General features: G+C 40.7%; 11 protein-coding genes, 1 tRNA gene and 1 pseudogene. 10 read left to right on the top strand and 3 right to left on the bottom strand.

Annotated features, from left to right (window positions below; genetic code table 11):
* The 5 genes from nuoL (at window position 1) to IQ31_RS17055 (ending at window position 8,226) form a co-directional block, all read left to right on the top strand.
* Entirely contained in the window at window positions 1-1,923 is a 1,923-nt protein-coding gene (nuoL, locus tag IQ31_RS17075) for an NADH-quinone oxidoreductase subunit L (RefSeq protein WP_145328818.1), read from the top strand.
* A 14-nt stretch (window positions 1,924-1,937) separates the two neighbouring features.
* Window positions 1,938-3,380, top strand: a complete 1,443-nt coding sequence (locus tag IQ31_RS17070; protein ID WP_145328815.1) for a complex I subunit 4 family protein — start codon at window positions 1,938-1,940, stop codon at window positions 3,378-3,380.
* Between the two features lie 17 nt (window positions 3,381-3,397).
* Window positions 3,398-4,774 (top strand): NADH-quinone oxidoreductase subunit N, encoded by a 1,377-nt coding sequence (locus IQ31_RS17065; RefSeq protein ID WP_145328813.1) that lies wholly within the window; start codon window positions 3,398-3,400, stop codon window positions 4,772-4,774.
* Between the two features lie 174 nt (window positions 4,775-4,948).
* Complete coding sequence (locus IQ31_RS17060; protein WP_158638898.1) at window positions 4,949-7,441, top strand: DUF5686 family protein; 2,493 nt, start codon at window positions 4,949-4,951, stop codon at window positions 7,439-7,441.
* 5 nt (window positions 7,442-7,446) lie between these two features.
* Window positions 7,447-8,226 (top strand): enoyl-CoA hydratase/isomerase family protein, encoded by a 780-nt coding sequence (locus tag IQ31_RS17055; protein WP_120335206.1) that lies wholly within the window; start codon window positions 7,447-7,449, stop codon window positions 8,224-8,226.
* Window positions 8,227-8,392: 166 nt separating this feature from the next.
* Here the strand turns inward: IQ31_RS17055 and IQ31_RS17050 are convergent, their stop codons facing one another.
* A complete protein-coding gene (locus tag IQ31_RS17050) occupies window positions 8,393-9,286 on the bottom strand; it encodes an AraC family transcriptional regulator (RefSeq protein WP_145328809.1) in 894 nt (297 codons plus the stop codon).
* A 189-nt stretch (window positions 9,287-9,475) separates the two neighbouring features.
* On the opposite strand from IQ31_RS17050, the pseudogene IQ31_RS17045 reads away from it, so the two are divergent.
* The 5 genes and pseudogenes from IQ31_RS17045 to IQ31_RS17025 all read left to right on the top strand — a co-directional run.
* Window positions 9,476-10,791 (top strand): annotated as a pseudogene (locus IQ31_RS17045) (sugar porter family MFS transporter); the annotation flags it as partial.
* A 54-nt stretch (window positions 10,792-10,845) separates the two neighbouring features.
* Window positions 10,846-14,214 carry a DUF5107 domain-containing protein gene (locus IQ31_RS17040; RefSeq protein WP_145328807.1) on the top strand — a complete coding sequence of 1,123 codons (3,369 nt, stop codon included), beginning with the start codon at window positions 10,846-10,848 and terminating at the stop codon, window positions 14,212-14,214.
* A gap of 6 nt (window positions 14,215-14,220) precedes the next feature.
* The gene (locus IQ31_RS17035; protein WP_145328805.1) at window positions 14,221-17,004 is read left to right on the top strand and encodes a sugar-binding domain-containing protein; all 2,784 of its coding nucleotides are present in this window, start codon (window positions 14,221-14,223) and stop codon (window positions 17,002-17,004) included.
* A gap of 328 nt (window positions 17,005-17,332) precedes the next feature.
* Complete coding sequence (locus IQ31_RS17030; RefSeq protein ID WP_145328803.1) at window positions 17,333-18,529, top strand: ankyrin repeat domain-containing protein; 1,197 nt, start codon at window positions 17,333-17,335, stop codon at window positions 18,527-18,529.
* A gap of 19 nt (window positions 18,530-18,548) precedes the next feature.
* Window positions 18,549-19,895 carry an ankyrin repeat domain-containing protein gene (locus IQ31_RS17025; protein ID WP_145328801.1) on the top strand — a complete coding sequence of 449 codons (1,347 nt, stop codon included), beginning with the start codon at window positions 18,549-18,551 and terminating at the stop codon, window positions 19,893-19,895.
* Between the two features lie 105 nt (window positions 19,896-20,000).
* Here the strand turns inward: IQ31_RS17025 and IQ31_RS17020 are convergent.
* Window positions 20,001-20,072: transfer RNA gene (locus IQ31_RS17020), tRNA-Glu, on the bottom strand.
* 110 nt (window positions 20,073-20,182) lie between these two features.
* Window positions 20,183-20,824, bottom strand: a complete 642-nt coding sequence (locus tag IQ31_RS17015) for a 4'-phosphopantetheinyl transferase family protein (RefSeq protein ID WP_070561499.1) — start codon at window positions 20,822-20,824, stop codon at window positions 20,183-20,185.
* Between the last annotated feature and the right edge of the window lie 59 nt (window positions 20,825-20,883).

The following is a 20,883-nucleotide window of genomic DNA, read 5'->3' as shown; positions in this document are numbered from 1 at the left end:
ATGAGTGAATTAGTTTGGTTGATTCCCCTTTTGCCCTTAATCGGGTTTATAGTGAATGGATTGGGTAGGAATACCTTTTCCAAAGGTATGATAGGCGCTGTTGGCAGCGCTGTAGTGCTTATTTCTTTTGTATGTAGCTGCCTTCTGTTCTCTGAAGTTTACCAAGCGAGACAAGCTGGACAAGCAGGCATCGTTGAACAACATGTATTTGATTGGATTGCAGTGGGCAATCTCAAGATCGGTCTTTCCTTTTTGGTAGATCCGTTAAGTGCGATCATGCTCTTAATCGTTACGGGAATTGGTTTCCTTATCCATGTCTATTCCATTGGTTATATGCATCATGATAATGGATTTGGTAAGTTCTTCGCTTATTTGAATCTCTTTATCTTTTTTATGTTGCTATTGGTATTGGGATCCAATTACCTGGTCATGTTCATCGGTTGGGAAGGTGTAGGACTATGTTCCTATTTATTGATTGGCTTTTGGTATAAGAATAGTTCGTATGCAAATGCAGCAAAAAAAGCATTTGTGATGAATAGAATAGGGGATTTAGGTTTTCTGCTTGCGGTATTTTTAATACTTGGGACTTTTGGCTCCTTAGAATTTTCGACTGTATTTCCAGCGGCCAAGAATTTTGCTGTTGGTGATATCACAGTCGTTAGCATTACTATTTTGTTATTTATTGCTGCAACAGGTAAATCGGCGCAGATACCTTTGTTTACCTGGTTGCCGGATGCCATGGCTGGCCCGACACCCGTGTCGGCCCTGATCCATGCGGCGACGATGGTTACAGCCGGTATTTATATGATTGCACGTTCCAATGTATTGTTTATCCTTTCACCGTTTACGTTGCAGCTCATTTCTGTCATAGCTATCTGTACAGCACTATTGGCGGCTGCGATTGCACTGACGCAGAATGATATTAAGAAGGTATTGGCTTATTCCACAGTTTCACAATTGGGCTATATGTTTCTTGGCCTAGGTGTCGGAGCATTTACGGGAGCGTTTTTCCATGTATTGACCCATGCCTTTTTCAAGGCGTTACTTTTCCTCGGTGCCGGATCTGTCATACATGGTATGAGTGAAGAACAGGATATGCGTAAAATGGGCGGCTTGAAGAAAGCAATGCCTATTACTTATCTGACGATGTTGATGGGGACAATTGCGATTGCAGGAATTCCACCATTTTCTGGCTTCTTCTCCAAAGATGAAATATTGGCGGGGGCTTTTGCCGCTAGTCCGGTCTTATGGGGTTTAGGTTTTATTGGTGCATTAATGACGGCATTCTATATGTTTAGGATGCTGTTTATGACCTTTTTTGGGACATTCCGTGGTACAGAAGAGCAAAAACATCATTTGCATGAATCTCCAAAGAGTATGACCATGCCACTCATTGTATTGGCTATACTTTCTGTGGTTGGAGGTGTGATCAACTTACCAGCTGTTTTGGGAGGTAATCATTGGCTTGAGGATTTCCTGGCGCCAGTGTTCTCAGAGGGAAAAGCGATAATACCTGCAACTCATCATTTGGAACACAGTACTGAATATTTATTAATGGCCGTTTCTGTTGTTGGAGTATTGATTATGGTTGCTTTAGCCTTTAATAAGTATGTTAAACGACAACAGTTACCTGAAGCGGGAGAAGGTACCAAAAGTTTCTTGGCGAATTTATCTTACAATAAGTTTTACGTGGATGAACTTTATGATAGTATCATTGTACGTCCCATCAATTGGCTCTCGGCTTTCTTTGGGAATGTCGTGGATCAACGTGGGATTGACGGTGTTGTTAACGGTGCCGGGAAAGCAACATTTGATACGGGAAAAGTATTGCGTTTGCTCCAGAATGGTAATGTTGGTTTTTATTTATTGATGATGGTAATTGGGGTGATTGCCATTTTCATCTATGGATTGTTGAGTCTTTAATTTTGGTATAATCGATGGATAACTTGTTTTTACTTATTTTATTGCCGTTAATAAGCGCATTGATTCTAACGTTTTTAAAGACCAATGCTGCAAAGTCTATTGCCTTGATTTTATCATTACTGTCTTTGGCTTTGACTATTCCTTTCCTTTGTACTTTTGACGCAAATGGCGGAATGCAATTTGAACAAAATTGGCTATGGATTTCTTCATTGCATATTCATTTTCATATCGGCGTTGATGGAATTAGCTTGCCGTTGATCTTATTGACGAATGGGTTGATGCCTTTAATTATTGCCACAACCTTTAAGAAGGATTATAAAGGAAACTTTTATGCTTTAATGGCTTTTATGCAAGCGGGCTTATTGCTCGTATTTATGGCCTTGGATGCCTTTACTTTTTATGTGGGTTGGGAGATTGCCTTGATTCCGATTTATTTTATTTGTGCACTTTGGGGTGAAGGAGATCGTATTCGCGTAAATTTGAAATTCTTTATTTATACTTTTTTGGGTAGCCTTTTGATGTTGATTGGTATTCTTTATCTCTATCAACAAGTGCCCAATCGTGATTTTGAATGGACTTCATTTATTGCATTAGATTTGGGGGAAAATACACAGCGATGGTTATTTTGGGCTTTTTTTGTTGCTTTCGCTATCAAAATACCAATTTTTCCTTTTCATACTTGGCAACCCAATACGTATACAAATGCACCTGCAGCAGGTACGATGTTGTTGGCGGGTATCATGCTCAAAATGGGGGTTTATGGTTTAATGCGTTGGCTATTGCCTATCGCACCAGCCGGTGTTGCGCTGTACGGACATTTTGCAATGATCTTATGCATTATTGGGATCGTCTATGCTTCCATTATTGCAATTAAACAAGATGATGTGAAGCGATTGATCGCATATTCATCAATAGCCCACGTTGGCTTAATTAGTGCTGGTGTTTTCACATGGAATACGAATGGCCTGAGTGGGGCAACTATTCAAATGTTAAATCACGGTATTTCTGTGATAGGACTTTTTTATGTGTTGGATATTATACAGCAGCGCACACAGACACGTAGTCTTACTGAGCTTGGTGGAATAGCAAGCAAGGCGCCTCGGTTGGCCATCTTCTTTATGATTATTTGTATGGGAGCAGTGGGGTTACCATTAACGAATGGATTTATTGGTGAGTTTTTATTATTGAAAGGCGTTTTTCAATATGGATTTTGGTTTGCTGTTTTTGCGGGTTTAACCTTAATTCTGGGTGCAGTTTATATCCTTAGGCTTTATCAAGGAACGATGCTGGGAGAAACGACCGAAAGAACTATACAATTTGAAGATGTAAAAGGAACGGAACTTATTGTATTGACGGTGGTCTCTGTCTTGATCCTTTATATTGGTATATTCCCTAATTTCCTATTGAACCTTTCTGCAGGTTCTGTGGAAGTTTTAAGTACATTTTTAGGCAGATAATAGATATATTTAATTGTATGGGTGCAATAATTACACTTTCGATATTAGCATTAGTCGTCCTTTACCTTGGCTTATTCAAGATGAAATCTATGCTGCTGCCTGTTTCTATTCTTGGCTTCTTGGTCGCTATTGGTTTCTTATGGAATGACTGGACTTCTACCAGCGGACCTCTCTTTAGTGGGATGGTTCATTTTGATCATTACGCTATTGCTTTCTCGGTCTTATGTATCGCGGTTACCTTGTGTATCTTTGTAATCTCAAAGGGATATTTTGATGAGGAGGGACAAATTGCGGAGTATTACTCGTTATTGATTTTCTCCCTCACAGGTGCTGTTCTTGTGAATAGTTATCATAATTTTTCAATGCTTTTTTTAGGTATTGAAATTATGTCTGTAGCGCTTTATATTTTGGTCGGGATACGTAAAAGAGACAAAGCATCAAATGAAGCTGCATTAAAGTACTTTTTGATGGGCGCTTTCTCTACTGGGTTTCTACTGTTTGGTATTGCCCTGTTATACGGTGCTACCGGATCATTTGATTTAAGTGAAATCAAAAACTATGTCGTCAATAACCCGCAGGCAATTTCGCCTTTGTTTTATGGAGGTATATTGTTCCTCATTGTGGGACTGACGTTCAAGGTGGGGGCTGTTCCCTTTCATTTCTGGACACCAGATGTTTATGATGGAGCTCCGATACTGATTACGAGTTATATGAGTACGGTCGTTAAAGTTGCTTCGTTCGCCGGATTGTTACGTTTATTCAGTTATAGTCTATTGCCTTTACAAGATTTTTGGACTCCGGTTTTCTTAGTGATCGCCATTCTCACCTTATTTGTTGGAAATATTTCTGCATTAATGCAGTCTTCCTTCAAACGCATGCTTGCCTATTCAAGTGTTTCGCATGCTGGGTATATGTTATTTGCGATTGTAGCAGTAGGGGCTACTTCGGCTAACAGTATCTTTGCTTATGGCCTTGCCTATTCGCTGGCAACCATTGTTGCCTTTACGGGATTGATCCTTGTAAAGAAAACGACGGGCTCCGAGCATTTTGAAGCTTTTAATGGCTTGGGTAAACGAAATCCTTTGCTCGCATTTGCCATCACGATAGCCATGCTTTCTCTTGCGGGAATACCACTGACAGCTGGATTTATTGGTAAGTTTATGATGTTTTCTTCTGTTATGGAAAATTATCATATTGTTTTGCTCGTATTGGCGGTAATCAATGCAGGCATTGCTGTGTATTACTATTTGAAAGTTGTTGTTGCGATGTACTTTAGAGACAGTGACGAATCCTGTGTCAATGTGCAGTGGAATTATTCATTGGTATTATTCCTTGCCGTAATGCTTACCATCTTAATTGGGGTATATCCAGACTGTCTTTTAAAATTAATATAAAGGTTCTGTTAAAATACTTGTTGTTTATTAGAGCATGGCGATTTCGCTGTGCTTTTTTTATTTTTATTGGTATAACTCTTGCATACAAATTGTATATTGTAAAAAAGAAATCCTATCAAATTGCAGATGGCGTTTAAAGTGTGTGTTAAATCTTTTTCGATTCATGTTTTATGTGTGTTACTTTTCTTCGTTATCTGCGAACAAGTAATTGCACAGGACTTTATTCGTGGAAAGGTCGTTGATGCACAAACAGGCAAGGGCATTTCAAGGGTTTCAATCAACTGGCTTGGGGAAGATAGCGGTGGTAGCAGCGATACCCTTGGGTATTTTAAGATTCAAGATATCAAGAAATACAGACAGCTTGTATTTGGAGCAGTGGGGTATGAGCGGCGGACAGTGGATGTTCGTCGGTTACAAGATTCTATGTTGACGGTGCATTTAATTGCCTCGAACAATACATTAGAGGAGGTCGTGGTCAATAGAAAAAGCAAAAAGCCTAAAGATCCAGCTATTGCACTGATCGAACAGGTGATAGCACATCGACCACAAAATCATTATACCCGTATACCTGAAATTCGTTTTGACGAATATGAGAAGACGCAATTTGGTTTTGTCAATCCTGAGGATAAAGCGAAAAAATTTCCGAAACCATTCCGATTCCTCTTTGAAAATGTCGATTCTACAGCTTTTAGGGGGCAGACCATTGCACCCTTTTATTTGGAAGAAAACTATGCCAATATCTATTCATCTCATAATCCAGATCGTAGTAAGAAGATTGTCATCAGCCACAATCAGACCGAATTAAATCCACGCTTTTTTAATAATGATAATTGGCAGACACGGTTCCAGACGATACTCCGTGATGTTGATCTCTATGATAATACAATTCAGATCACGAACAAAGGAGTTTTAAGTCCAATTGCTTCCGGTGCTACAGCGTTTTATAAATACAAAATTCAAGATACGATAAAGATCGAGGGGAAGGATTATATTGAGCTCCATTTTGAAGGTAAATCGGAAATTGATCTGCTCTTCTATGGTGATCTACTGATCTCAGATGATACAAGGTATGCGGTTCATCGCGCGACATTGAATATCGGACGTACTGCAAATATCAATTGGATAAATGACGTGCAGATAGATCTCAGCTATAGCGAATTTAAAAACGGTAGCATGCTTCCCGTTCATGCAGACCTGAAAATGTTATTTGGCGGGAGCAAGTCGGATGTATTGTATGGGCGCAGGGAAACCCAATACTTAGGACATCGCACCGATTCTATTTCGAATGAGAATTTTGCTGGTGTACCTGTTGAAAAAAGGTATCTCCTCCAATCCGCACCGCATGTACCCATAGTAGGGGTCAGGCCAAGCCCATTAAGCCATGCTGAATTAGGGGCATATCAGAAAGTTGATTCGGTACAGAATATGCGTTCTTTTAATCAGTTAGTAGCATTAGGCTATTTATTGGCAAAGGGGTATTATAATGCCGGGAAAGTTGAGTTTGGTCCACTGGAATATCTGTATAGCCGTAATAATTACGAAGGGAATCGTTTTAGGATGAGCGGTCGAACAACACGCTTGTTTTCGGAAAAGGCCTACATTGAAGGATACACAGCCTATGGCGATAAAGACAAAGCGCTAAAATACTACCTGAGTACGGCATTTACTTTAAATGGAGAACGTATTGTTCAGTTTCCGGCAAATTATTTGCGCTTTACCGTACAGCACGACGTTATGGAACCGGGGCGAGGTTTGGGTTTTTTAAAAGGAGATGGTTTCTTCCGTTCTTTTGGAAAAAACAGGCCTAATAAATGGCAGTTTAATGATATCTATCGTCTCGATCATCTGATCGAATTTGGGAACCATATTAGTGTAGGAACGGCATTTACACATACCCGCAGACAACCTCGCGGTGATTTATTTTATATCAATAGTCTACCTTTACCTGATACAGTCCGCCAAGTAAATACAAATGATCTACAGCTAATTTTGCGTTGGGCTCCGAATGAAGAATTTACTTATCATAATCTCGACAGGGGAACAGTAGAAAATAAATATCCCATTTTTACCCTGCAATATAATAAAGGGCTGAAAGGATTTTTGGGGGCAGATTATAGTTATGATGCGTTACGCTTTAGTATCTTCAAAAGATTGTTCTTATCGCCAGCAGGACAGGCTGATTTTGAATTCTCAGGCGGGAGAATTTGGGGGAAACATCTGCCTTATACCTTACTGGAACTTCCAGAAGTCACTAAAGATAAGCAGGGGCCGTTGGTGAATTTTGACTTGATGGCGACCTCGGAATTTGTTTCAGACCAGTTTTTGAAATTGACTTATTACCACAATTGGAATGGTTTCTTTTTTAATAGAATTCCTTTGTTCAGACGGTTAAAGTGGCGTGAAGTAACAGGATTCAAGGCTTTTTATGGAAAGTTAAGCGATGCCAACAATCCCTTTGTTACGCCCGAAAATATTCAGTTTGAAGCGGACAAAGATGGTATTATTCAAACAAAAGCCGTGCGTAACAAACCTTATGTAGAAGGACTTGTGGGGGTGGATAATATCTTTAAATTGATTAGATTAGAGTATAAAAAGAGATTAAGCTATAAAGGCGGTGAAGGTGTACCTTCTGATACTTTTACGGCATCCTTACATTTTAATTTTTAGCAATTATGGTTCAATATTCAAATTTAAAGTATGCCATTAAAGATAGTATTGGCTATGTTATCATTAATCGCGAACCGCAACTGAATGCCCTAAATCAGGAAACACTTGATGAATTGCAAGATATCTTCAAACATTTCAATTCCGATGATCATGTAAGGGGTATTATCCTGACCGGCGCTGGACATAAAGCATTTGCAGCCGGCGCGGATATCAAGGAATTTATGGATCTGTCTGTAATTCAGGCGCGATGGCTTAGTGAAAGAGGACATATTATTTTTACGGATCTTATCGAAGCTTCTCCGAAGCCAGTTATTGCTGCTATAAATGGATATGCTTTGGGCGGAGGACTCGAGATGGCTTTAGCTTGCCATATTCGCATCGCTTCTGAAAATGCCAAAATGGGACTTCCGGAGGTTTCTTTGGGCCTGATTCCCGGTTACGGAGGTACACAGCGTTTGCCCAAATTGATCGGAAAAGGACAGGCTATGCAAATGATTTTAACTGGCGATATGATTGATGCGCAGCGAGCTTATGAACTAGGACTGGTCAATGAGGTGATCGCACAGGATAAACTAATTGCCCGAGCGGAGGAAATACTGCAAAAGATATTTACCCGCTCGCGTGTTGCGGTGGCAAATGCTATTGCAGCCATTAACGCCGCTGAAGATAAACAACAGAATGGGAATAAGGTGGAAATGGATGCCTTTGGACATCTGTTCGGAACAGACGATTTCAAAGAAGGTGTTTCAGCATTTTTAGCGAAAAGGACACCCAATTTTGAATAATGTAGCGGTACTTCACTGAACTTTATACCCTGTGTATTGGCATGTGTCGATGAAGAGATGAGATAGTGCCAAGAAAAGATGTTCGAATGGAGAGCCATCGTTTATAACCAATCGTTTAGAGGTAACTGGTCTAGATGGCTTATGGATCTGAAAGGTTTAACTGACATTATTTTTGATATTTTTTTCGATATTCTTGTGGCGACATTTTCATTTCTCGTGTAAACGCTTTTGAAAAATGAAAGGGGTCATAAAAATGGAGTTTGAATGCGATTTCTTTAATTTTAAGTAGTGTAAATTGCAGATAAGAGCAAGCTCTTTGCATACGGAGTTGATTGTAATATACCATGGGCGGGTAAGATGTTTTCTGCTTGAACAAGTTAATAAGATGTGATTTGGAATAGCTGAAACGTGCTGAAATATCATCCAGATTGATATTGTTCTCCAGATTGTCTTTCATAAATATGATGATGTCCTGTATAATATTATCTACTTGAATTCGGTTACTTTCTCTAAACTGCGCCTGATATTGAATGGAAGCTAAAAAATATTGAAAGCAAAAACTCGTATACTCCAAATTTTCTGGGCTGTACCCCATTTCCAGATTTTTGTAGATGCTCTCGAAGAGCTGGATGCGGTTGGCATGTTTGTTTGAATCCGCATCAACGATATGAATCACTTGGCCCATGATATGTTTAAAAAGAGCCGCATCTGTCCCGGCGAAATGAATCCAATAGATGCTCCAGGGATCATTTGATTTTGCGCCATAGCAATGTGCACTATCTCTCGGTATAATAAATACATCGTTTCTTTTAAGGTTATGCGTTGTGTCATCCTGTTTTATCCAGCCACTTCCTTTTTCGCAATAAATCAGAATATATTCCTTGCATCCTTCTTGACGATCACGGTAGTGTTTTTTTGCATTGGGATAATAGCCGATATGTGTGATGTGTAATTTCGTTGTGATGTTATTGTCTGCCTGGTAGTTGCATACGGCATAGGGAAGGACAATTGCCTTTTCTCCTTTGAATCCTTCAGCGATGACATCTTGGTTTTGTTTCATAAATCGAGCTTGTTTTTGGTTATCCTTATAAAAATAGTAATATTTTACATGTTTATCGTGTTCACTTACATGATTCTCCCCAAGTAATCCATTACTTTTACCTAAGTAAATCTAAATATGTAAACTCTTATGCAAAAGACTGCGACGACCTATCTGCTATTGATCACTTTTGTGGCTGCTATTGGTGGATTTCTATTTGGATATGATTGGGTAGTTATTGGAGGTGCAAAACCATTTTATGAGGCTTATTTTCATTTGGAATCCGATCCCGCATTGCAAGGATGGGCCATGTCTTCGGCGATTGTGGGAAGCTTTGTTGGTGTACTGCTCTCGGGAGGATTGGCAGATCGCTATGGTCGAAAACCACTGATTTATACAGCCGCAATTTTATTTATAATTTCTGCATTGGGAACCGGCATGGCGTCCGAACTTGACACCTTTATTATTTATCGGATTTTGGGCGGGATAGGTATTGGTGTAGCCTCCAATTGGCTCCGATGTATATCGCGGAAATCGCCCCTGCAGAAAGTCGGGGAAAATTTGTATCTGTCAATCAATTAACCATTGTACTGGGCATACTTGCAGCGCAAGTGGTCAATTGGCTTATTGCTAAGCCGGTTTTAGCTGGAGAATCTATTCTAGAAACCTGGAATGGGCAAGAGGGTTGGAGATGGATGTTTTGGGCAGGAGCGATCCCAGCAGTCGTTTTTTTGGTGCTGCTTTTCCTGATTCCCGAAAGCCCCCGTTGGTTGTATTCGAAAGGGAAGCACGAACAGGCAAAGCGTGTGTTTTTACGCATGGGTGGAGATGAATATGCAGCAGAAAACATTCAATCTATTGCCGAGGCGGCTGAACTAAATCAGGGTAAAGCCCGAAAAAGAAATTTATTTCAGGGCAAGTTGCTTCGGTTGTTGTTGCTCGGGAGTTTTATTGCGGTCTTTCAGCAGTGGTGTGGGATTAATGTTATTTTTAATTATGCCCAAGAAATTTTTACGGCTGCCGGATATACAGTTTCGGGGATGCTTTTCAATATTATTATCACTGGAGTGATCAATGTAATTTTTACATTCATCGGCATGTATCTGGTCGATCGAATTGGTCGCCGTGCATTGATGCTCTTCGGATCAGCAGGGCTTTTTGTGATTTATATTGCCCTAGGGGCTTGTTATTATTTCAATTGCAGTGGCATTTTCGTGCTTCTCCTTGTGTTAGCCGGAATTGCGGTGTATGCGATGACTTTGGCACCTGTTACTTGGGTAATCATTGCCGAAATATTTCCTACCGCTGCAAGGGCGCAGGCGATGGCGATCGCGACATCATTACTATGGATTGCATGTTTTGTGCTCACTTATACTTTTCCTTTACTGAATCAAAATATGGGCGCAGCTGGTACATTCTGGCTGTATGGTGGAGTCTGTTTTATCGGTTATCTGTTTCTATGGAGCCGACTGAAAGAGACCAAAGGAAAAAGCTTAGAAGAAATTGAACAAGAACTGGAAGGATAATTGGCACTAGGATAATCAACTCGACCTATATAAACCTATTAGCGTATTAAGAAAATGACAGAATTGACGCGTTACCTCATAAAATCAACAGTTGACCAGAAAGGGATCGTAAAAGCATGGGAGGAGCAGGTTGCGATTCCGACATACGAGATTGGGACGATGGAGAAGAATCCCATATTTGCCGAAAAGCGCGTATACCAAGGTAGCTCGGGAGTAGTATATCCCTATCCGATCATAGAGAAAATTAGCGATCAAAAGCGAAACAAGATCTATCAAGCGCTATTTCTTGAAAATGAATATATCAAGGTGATGATTCTTCCAGCTTTAGGTGGACGGGTTCATATGGCTTATGATAAAGTTAGAGAACGACATTTCGTTTACTATAATGAAGTTATCAAGCCCGCTTTGGTTGGGCTCACTGGTCCTTGGATTTCCGGAGGGATTGAATTTAATTGGCCCCAGCATCATAGACCGACTACATTTATGCCCACAGAGCATCTAATTGAACACAACAGTGATGGAAGTATTACGGTTTGGTGCAACGAAATCGAGCGTATGTTTCGGATGAAGGCCATGCAGGGATTTACTTTGCATCCCGACAAAGCGTATTTAGAAATCAAGGTTCAAGTATATAATCGGACAGCATTGCCACAAACTTTTCTGTGGTGGGCCAATCACGCTGTTGTTGTGAATGACGATTATTATTCCGTATTCCCTCCCGATGTCAATGCCGTTTTTGATCATGGAAAACGAGAGGTTTCTTCTTTCCCGATTGCTACAGGGACCTATTATAAGTACGATTACTCGGCGGGTGTTGATATTGCACAATACAAGAATATTCCTGTTCCGACGTCCTATATGGCCATTCAATCGAAATACAACTTCGTTGGCGGCTATGAGGCCGGTGCTACCAATGCGGGGATGTTACATGTGGCCGACCATCACATTTCACCGGGGAAAAAACAGTGGACCTGGGGAAATGGTGACTTTGGTGTCGCTTGGGATAGAAACCTGACAGATGAAAATGGGCCATATATTGAATTGATGGCTGGTGTATATACAGATAATCAGCCTGATTTTGCTTGGTTACAACCCTATGAAGTGAAATCCTGGTCTCAGTATTTTATGCCTTACGCAGAAGTCGGACAGGTGAAAAATGCAACAAAAGATGCGGTGCTCAATATGGAGGTTAGGGAGCAGACTGCTCACATTGTCTTGTATACAACAGGGAGGTATGAAAATATACGTGTTTTGTTACGTAATACAACCGGTAAAATCTATTTGGACGAACAAGTGACTTGTTCTCCTCGGAATATTTATACCCAAAGTGTTGCTGGATTGGACAGTCTAACAACCGAACTCATATTGACTGTGTATGATAAAAATAACCATGAAATATTGGTCTACCAGCAAGAACAGGCGAAGAATGCTGAAGATATACCCAAACCGGCACAGGCAGCATTGCTGCCCGAAGACATTTGTTCTATCGAAGAATTGTTTTTGACAGGACAGCATCTGGAGCAGTACCGACATGCAACTTACAATCCATTGGACTATTATAAGGAGGCTCTGCGACGTGAACCGAACGACATCAGATGTAATAATGCAATGGGCGCTTTTTTGTTGCGGAACGGTAAGATAGAGGAGTCTATTACTTATTTTGAGACCGCTGTCGCTCGCGCTACGGAGCGTAATCCCAATCCTTATGATGGAGAACCTTATTACAACCTTGGTGTAGCTCTGCAACTATCTGGGGATCTGAATGGAGCTTATGCAGCTTTCTACAAAGCAACATGGAATGCCGCATGGAAGGATTCTGGCTATTTTGGCTTGGCACAAATTGATGCGAAGAGAGGCAATTGGAATGCTGCTTTGGAAAAAATAGATCACTCATTGAGCAGAAACTGGTATCACCATAAAGGAAGGCAGCTGAAGGCCTCTATTTTAAAAAAACTCGGGGCAAAAGATGCCGCTTTGGCATGTACTCAAGAATCAATGGAATTGGATCCGTTTAATATGGGATGTCGATTCGAATGGTACCTGTTAACACAAGAAGAATCGATATTTTCTCCTATTCTCGATTTAGCGCAGGTTAATATTCATAGCGTGATGGAGTATGCATTGGATTTTGCTCATGCTGGTCTATATGAAGAAGCATCTTTACTCCTGGAAAAAACCATTGAAGACGTAACCTTAGTTTACCCTATGGTATATTATACACTCGGTTATTTCGCGACTCATCTCGGCTTGCATGACAAGGCGAAAACGTATTGTGATCAAGCCGTCGTTATGGATCCGACTTATTGTTTTCCAAATCGTTTGGAAGAGATTGCAATTCTCCGACATGCCATAGTTTTAAATAGTGCTGACGCAAAGGCCTCGTATTATTTGGGCAATCTTTGGTATGGTAAAAGGCAGCATCAGGATGCTGTTGACTGTTGGGAGCATGCTATCAAATTGGATGGACAGTTTCCTACCGTTTATCGTAATTTGGCCTTAGCTTATTATAATCGTATAGACAAGAAGAAAGAAGCCTTGCCCCTATTGGAGAGCGCATTTTCATTGGATGAAACTGATGCACGTTTACTCATGGAGCTTCATCAGCTCTACAAGAAGGAGGGACGCTCTTACAAAGAAAGGTTGGCCCTGCTCGATCGATATCCGGATTTGGTGACGCTTAGAGATGATCTATTCTTGGAGCGGATCACCCTATTTAATCTCTTGGGTGAATATGAGAGCGCGAAAACGTTGCTTGCTTCCCGGCAGTTTAAGCCCTGGGAAGGAGGGGAAGGTAAGGTCTCTCGTCAATACACGATATGTCAGCTCGAATTGGCCAAAAAATCGATACTGCAAAATGAACTGCAACAGGCGCTTTCCTTGCTAAAGGCGCTTGATTATTATCCACATAACCTTGGTGAAGGTAAGCTGATTACAATGGAAGAAAACGATGTTCACTATTATAAAGGACTCGTCTATCGTTTATTGGGTATGGACGAAGAAGCTGAAGTTTATTTCCATAAAGCAACAGAAGGTGTTGATGAACCCCAGCAGGCCCTTTTCTATAATGATCCACAACCAGATAAGATATTTTATCAAGGTTTAGCTTGGCATGAGCTTGGTGATCCAGTGCGAGCTGAACAACGTTTTCAATGTTTAATAGATCATGGAAAGTTATTTATTGACAAGCCCTTTAAAATAGATTATTTTGCAGTTTCCTTGCCTGATATGGATATTTGGGAGGAAGATCTGGATCATAAGAATAAAATACATTGTTTGTATGTCATGGGATTGGGGTATTTGGGGAATGGAGATCGTGCTTTGGCAATGCATTATTTAGCACAAGTCCAGCAGTTGGATCCCAATCACCAAGGGAGCCAGGCTATTATGTGTTCTTTCTTAGGTGAAACTTCTTTAAAGAGTTAATTCAGTATGTATCGCTATATCATTGTATTCGTCGTTCTATTTCAAAGTTATACGGTCTGGGCAGATGGACTAAATCGCCTTGATCTTGCAGGAGAGTGGAAAGTTCGGCTTGATCCCGAAGATGTCGGTATCGAGCATGGTTGGGCTGGTAAATCGTTCGAAACATCGATCAGATTACCAGGAACAACTGATGATGCGAGTTTAGGAACCGTAAATACGTTGACACCTGCTCTTGCCAAACCTCAGCTTTCGCATCTAACGCGAGCACATCGTTATGTGGGGGCAGCATGGTATACACGGGAACTTTCAATCCCGGCAGGTTGGGCAGGTAAGGAGATGATCTTAACCCTCGAGCGTGTTCTTTGGGAGTCTATGGTTTGGATCGACGGGATAGCAGTAGTACAAAAGCAACGTAGCCTTGTCAGTCCGCATGAGTTTGACTTAAGTTCCCTACTGAAAACAGGAAAGAAGCATCGGTTGACAATCCGCATAGATAACAGGAAGAAGCTTCCAATTAGCGTTGATGATATGGCGCATGCTTATACCGATCACACCCAAATTATTTGGAATGGCATGCTTGGAAAGATTGCTATTCAGGCCTACGATGCGGTACGTCTGAAGTCTGTGTATGCGAGTCCTAATCTAGCGAAGAAGGAAATCAATCTGCAGATCAATCTCCGTAATAAACTAGCAAAGGGCGTTGTCGGTAAACTGAAAATAGCGGTAAAAGACAATAGGGGTTCCCTGCCTCCAGTTGAAAAAACCTTTCAGCTCTCGCAAGGGGATTCAACGATAAACCTAAACTACCTTCTTGGTGACAAACTGAAACTTTGGAGCGAATTTTCACCGCATTTGTACGACATCGGTCTGGAATTGAAAGCCGCAGATGCCGTATCAACGTTGCATACCTCAATAGGTATGCGTGAGCTTTCTACTGATGGGACTATCCTAAAAGTCAATGGCGAGCCTTTGTTTTTGAGAGGAACATTGGAATGCAGTATTTTCCCGTTAACGGGACATCCACCAATGGATAAGGCCGGTTGGCGGAAAGTCTTTCTGACAGCGCGCGAATGGGGGCTAAATCATCTCCGGTTTCATTCATGGTGTCCTCCGGAGGCGGCCTTTGCTGTTGCCGACGAATTGGGATTCTATCTTCAAATTGAGTTGCCAATTTGGGAGAATAATATTGGTAAAGATGAAGGAGTGATGAATTTTCTCTATGAAGAGGCCGATCGAATAATGCAGACTTACGGAAATCATCCGTCCTTTTGTTTTTGGAGTATGGGTAATGAGTTGAGTGGTGATTTCAATGCGCTGAATACTTTGGTAAAACACCTAAAGCAGAAAGACAGACGGCATCTTTATACGGCAACTTCTTTTACATTCCAGCAAGGGCATGGTGTGAAGGAAGAACCTTATGATGATTATCTGATTACCCAGTGGACAGCTAAGGGCTGGGTACGGGGACAAGGTGTATTTAATAGCGAAGTACCCACATTCAATAAAAATTACAGCAATTCTTTGGAAGGAATTTCGATTCCGGTCGTGACGCATGAAATTGGACAATATGCTGTCTATCCCAATCTCGCCGAAATCAAAAAATATAAAGGTGTTTTAAAACCGCTAAACTTCATTTCTGTAGCAGAAGATCTAAAACAAAAAGGATTATTACATAAGGCCAGCGCATATACGATGTCCTCAGGAAAATTGGCAGCTATGCTGTACAAAGAGGAGATGGAAAGAGCGTTGAAGACACCGGGTATCAGTGGTTATCAGCTCCTTGATCTTCACGATTTCCCTGGTCAGGGAACGGCATTGGTAGGCTTATTAGATGCTTTTTGGGACAGCAAACATATTCTCTCAGCGGCAGAATTTCGACAATTTAGCGCTCCAGTAGTGCCTTTGCTCCAGTTTGCGAAAGCTGTATATACCAACGATGAAACGTTCAAAGCTTCTATAGATGTGAGTAATTATGGACAGGAGATTTTGAAGGATCAGGGGATTAGTTGGTTCCTGAAAGATGCAGGAAAAATAATCGCACAGGGACATTTTCAGTCAACCATTGGAAAGGGACATCAAGGCAATGTGGGGCATTTAGAAGTACCATTACAAACAATTAGACAGGCGAAGAAATTGACGATTCAACTTAAACTTGAGGGTACTTCGTACGAAAACCATTGGAATATTTGGGTGTATCCTCAAAAGGTAGCCGTTAATTTTGGGGAAGTCAGCTATACGCGCGAATTGGGGGAAGCAATGCGCTTGCTGAAAGAAGGGAAAAAAGTACTTTTAAATCCCGATTGGAAGAAAATAAACGGTATTGAAGGGAAGTTCGTTCCTGTTTTTTGGAGCCCGGTACATTTTCCAAAACAGGCCGGTACAATGGGCTTGCTTTGTGACCCTAAACATCCTGTATTTGCCGATTTCCCAACAGATAATCATACAGATTGGCAATGGTGGGATCTCCAAATTAAATCGACTACGATGATTACGGATCAGGTCAAAGGTGGACATGCAGTTGTAGAGCTCATTGATAACTTTGCCAATAATAGAAGATTAGCATCTCTTTTTGAAGGGACGGTAGGATCAGGCAAGCTGATGATCGCTTCGTTTGATCTGGAGGCGGATCTAGCCAACAGACCCGTGGCAAGACAGCTGTTGAGCTCCATCTTAACGTATATGAACAGTACAAAGTTTAGGCCTAAAGTGATCGAAAATCCAGCGATTCTATCGCAGGTGTTGCGCTACAAAGAAGCGCAAGAAAAATCCGAACCCAAGGCGATCTATTAGTTAGAAGATCGCTTTGGAAAAATTTAACGCATCAGCCTAAGGCTAATCGTTCAACTTCATCCGCTATTGCAGAATTATATGCCAAAGGTCTGTGACAGGATACATCCTGTTACAGACCTTTGGCATAAATCAATTATAGACTAACTTTCAATCTGATATAGTTGAAGGCCACTCCATTTTCCGGAGTAACTTTTTTATATTCCTGCAGTTTAAAGGCTTATGGTGATTCTGTTGTTACTATCAAGTGCCTGTTATACTATTTTTCTAGTTAAATCGTTTTCAATTTAATCATGCGGATTTCTTTTCTTTAGACTAACAGAAGTAAAAAATGACAAATAATGAATTAAGGACGCTTGCTGAATTTTCACGTAAAGGTGAAATCGCGGAGATGGAACGGATTGTTGCAGCAGCAAATAGTAGAGTTGACTTTCACGATTACGAATTGAATAGTTTAGTTAGCCAATTGATTAGAGCCCAGCATTACGGAGTCTTGGACCATTTTGTAAAAAAAGGACTAATCTCAACTGATCTATACGATTATGATCGTTTTAGCACATCCGTGATTAATACGCTATTCAAACCTCAGATTGCATCCGAAGTGCAGCTTAAAGTCCATTTAATTTGGATGAAAGGCTATTTAGCACAGATAGATGATATCAACGAAGAAGTAGGTGGTATTACTCTATTTGAATATGCATTACAGGAAAATGTGGCTATTTCTTTCTTAAAACTTATTTTTGAGGCAGGTGCCGACCTGCAGCGGATGGATCAGTATGGACAAACGTTGCTTTTTAAAGTTTGTAGTCTACGTATGCAGTCCAATGAACGTATTAGCGAGCTCGTAGACTGGCTGTTGGTTGAAGGTTTAGACCCGAATATCGGCAATGTTGAACAAAAAACAGCCCTGCACATGGCTGTTGATACATTGAAAACTGATGTTGTGATTAAATTACTCAATGCGGGAGCAGATCCAGGGCTAAAGGATTGGCATGGCGAAAGTTCATTTTATTATGCAGCAGTAAGGCATTTTAATCCAGATCTGCTCGTTCCCCTTCTCAATTATGGAAGTCCAGATTTTCATAGCGTCAATAAACAAGGAGAAAACCTACTCAATGCATTCCTTCGCATGATGCATACGGATAGCGAGACTAATCTGAGTGTGCTGATCTTACTTTTGGAACATGGGGCAGATTTGACAGCTGCATCACTTTGGTATCAGAAAGAAAAAACAGGCGTAGATTGGCTAGCAGAAAAATCAGTCCTAGTTGTACAGGAAATTATGGACAAAGGATATCTAGACCTCAGTTATGCGGATAACGAGGGTAATACACTATTGCATAAAATTTGTCAAGTAAACCTCAATTACGATGAAAATAGAGCCCGAGACCTTTATAAAAAAGTAAAATATCTTGTCGGTGAAGGAATCGATCCTCAATTGGAAAATATAATGGATAAAAAAGCTGTCGATTATGCTATGGAGGATAATATAAAGGTAAAGACAGTCGAATGGTTATTAAAACAATAAAAAAGCAGAAAAAATTGTTATGTCTCAGTCATTTATAATAGCGTGTGAAAGCGGAAAACGTAAAATAGCGGAAATATTATTGGAGAAAAATCAAGTTGATGTATCTTACACTGATGAAATGGGACGGACAGCATTGCATTATGCGGCGCATCGAGGTTATTTGGATTTGGTGAGAAAGCTGGTTGAGGCTGGAGCCACAGTGGACTACGAGGATCATCGGGGGGAAACCCCCTTATATTTTGCCCTGTTACAAAAGCAAAAACAAACAGCAGTCTATTTATTGGAAAATAATGCTAATATTCTGATCAACGACTTTTTGGGAAATAGCTTGCTCCATATTACAGCTCGAACAGGGCAACAGGAAATGGCTGAAAAACTGATTGCACAGGGATTAGACGTAAACGTATTGAACAATAGTGCTGAATCACCATTACTATTGGCTGTGCAGGCAAAATACCCGCCAGTGGTACAGCTGCTTATTGAAAATGGTGCTCGTGTAGATATCTCTGACAAGGAGGGCAATACGGCCTTAAATTTGGCGGTGGTACAGGGCTCCGTTCCTATTGTCAATATGTTGTTGGATAATGGTGCATCTGTCAATATCCTGAATGACTTAAGTGAAGGTCCCTTGCTGCTCGCAGTAAAAAACGGAAACCGTATTCTTGCTCAGAAGTTACTGGAGCAAGGGAGCGATATTTTTGCTGAATCTGCCGAGGGAATTTCTCCTGTGTGGTATGTTTGTAATAGCAATCAAAAAGAGCTTCTCGCTTTATTTTTAGAAAGAGGCCTCTCTGCGGATTATGCACGTCCTGTAGACTCATTTGATGGAAAGGACGGTAAATATTTGGAAAGGTTGATCGAACGGACAGGGGGGCGTATCTTTATTCTTGGTTTTGAACCTCATTATGCAGGAGAAACATTACTGCATACAGCTACAAAAATGGGTTATCTGTCTTTGGTCAAACAACTTTTAGACAGTGGTGCAACAATTGATAAACAGGATGCTACCGGCAATACTGCGCTTCATTATGCTGCTGCCTATGGTAAAAAGGATGTGTTGCGGTATCTCTTATCTAATGGCTCCGTTACAGATATAACGAATGTATTGGAACAAAAAGCAATAGATTATTCCAATATGCAAGGATTTAATGAAATAACGGCATTATTGATTGATGCCGGCGCACAGACCGATCCCCTAAAAGGTGAGCCCGGCCTTCCAGAGAAAAAAGTGTTCACTGAACCCTTATCAAACGTGGATATGGGAATGAAGAAAAAGGCTCTATTTGATTTAAAAGATCTGTTGGACGCGGGAATTATAAACCAGGAGGAATTTGACGCGGAAAAAGCGAAAATTTTAAAGAATTAAATTTTATTGAAAGCCCCTTTAAAAATCTGTTGGCCTGTTTCCTGAATTTGGTATTGGGCACTTAGATAAAAACTAAAAAAGCGACTCTTTTGAAGTCGCTTTTTGTAGCCCGTAGGGGAATCGAACCCCTGTTTCAAGAATGAAAATCTTGCGTCCTAACCCCTAGACGAACGGGCCATATCGTTTTCGATGATGCAAATATAGAAGCTTTTTCAAAAAGTACAAAAAAAAAGTGCTGTCTGTGTGCTAATTCATTGAAATTGAGAAAAATTATTTTTTTAAAGGACCTATTCTACAGCGTAAGCGAGCATATATTCATTGAACTTCTCGTAATGTACATCATAAATATGCTTGTTTTGATCGCTGTCGAGTTCAAGTTTTAATATGCCTTGCGTTTGGTATTCGAATGGTTGTATGGTCATGTTGTTCAAGAAGGAAACCCCTGCATTGCCTTGAAGTTTATAAATTGCTTCTTTGGCGCACCAGCAAGCATAAAGCTGCTCATAGCGGCTATCATCCTGCGCGATGAATGCAAGCTCCGCAGGTTTTAGAAACTTATGTTGGATGCGCTCTACTTTTGTTTTGATGATTTCCATGTCGATACCAACTTCACCTTTTGTACTGATCATTGCTGCAGCGTAATCAAATGAGTGTGAAAGTGATATTTTTTGGGGAAAATTAGCGAGATAAGGCTTTCCATTTGCATCCGAAGGACATTCGATATAGCGGGATGTGTTCAATAGGGTTCGCAGGAGAACACGTGTGGCAAGCCAATGTAACCGTCTTTTCCCTTTATTGAAGGACCCCAATTTTGCTTTTTCACGTTCATCCAATTGAAGTTTCGACAGCAAATCGTCGTCCGATTCCTCAATTCGCCAAATTGCAAATTTGGTTTGATTATCAATTTCACGTAGATACACTAGACTCATACCCAAATTTAAAAAACAAATCGCAGATTTTTGTTTTGAAAAATGAAGTAAAATTAGTG

The sequence above is a fragment of the Sphingobacterium siyangense genome (genome assembly GCF_007830445.1).
Lineage (GTDB): Bacteria > Bacteroidota > Bacteroidia > Sphingobacteriales > Sphingobacteriaceae > Sphingobacterium > Sphingobacterium siyangense.
Note: the sequence above shows the minus strand (reverse complement) of the source record. Positions and strands in the feature narration are given on the sequence as shown.

Bases quoted from the DNA above. Each gene is read 5' to 3' on its own strand.
- IQ31_RS17035 (WP_145328805.1), top strand. From the start codon at position 14,221: ATGTATCGCTATATCATTGTATTCGTCGTTCTATTTCAAAGTTATACG.
- nuoL (WP_145328818.1), top strand. From the start codon at position 1: ATGAGTGAATTAGTTTGGTTGATTCCCCTTTTGCCCTTAATCGGGTTT.
- IQ31_RS17030 (WP_145328803.1), top strand. From the start codon at position 17,333: ATGACAAATAATGAATTAAGGACGCTTGCTGAATTTTCACGTAAAGGT.
- IQ31_RS17065 (WP_145328813.1), top strand. From the start codon at position 3,398: ATGGGTGCAATAATTACACTTTCGATATTAGCATTAGTCGTCCTTTAC.
- IQ31_RS17015 (WP_070561499.1), bottom strand. From the start codon at position 20,824: ATGAGTCTAGTGTATCTACGTGAAATTGATAATCAAACCAAATTTGCA.
- IQ31_RS17070 (WP_145328815.1), top strand. From the start codon at position 1,938: ATGGATAACTTGTTTTTACTTATTTTATTGCCGTTAATAAGCGCATTG.
- IQ31_RS17055 (WP_120335206.1), top strand. From the start codon at position 7,447: ATGGTTCAATATTCAAATTTAAAGTATGCCATTAAAGATAGTATTGGC.
- IQ31_RS17040 (WP_145328807.1), top strand. From the start codon at position 10,846: ATGACAGAATTGACGCGTTACCTCATAAAATCAACAGTTGACCAGAAA.
- IQ31_RS17050 (WP_145328809.1), bottom strand. From the start codon at position 9,286: ATGAAACAAAACCAAGATGTCATCGCTGAAGGATTCAAAGGAGAAAAG.
- IQ31_RS17025 (WP_145328801.1), top strand. From the start codon at position 18,549: ATGTCTCAGTCATTTATAATAGCGTGTGAAAGCGGAAAACGTAAAATA.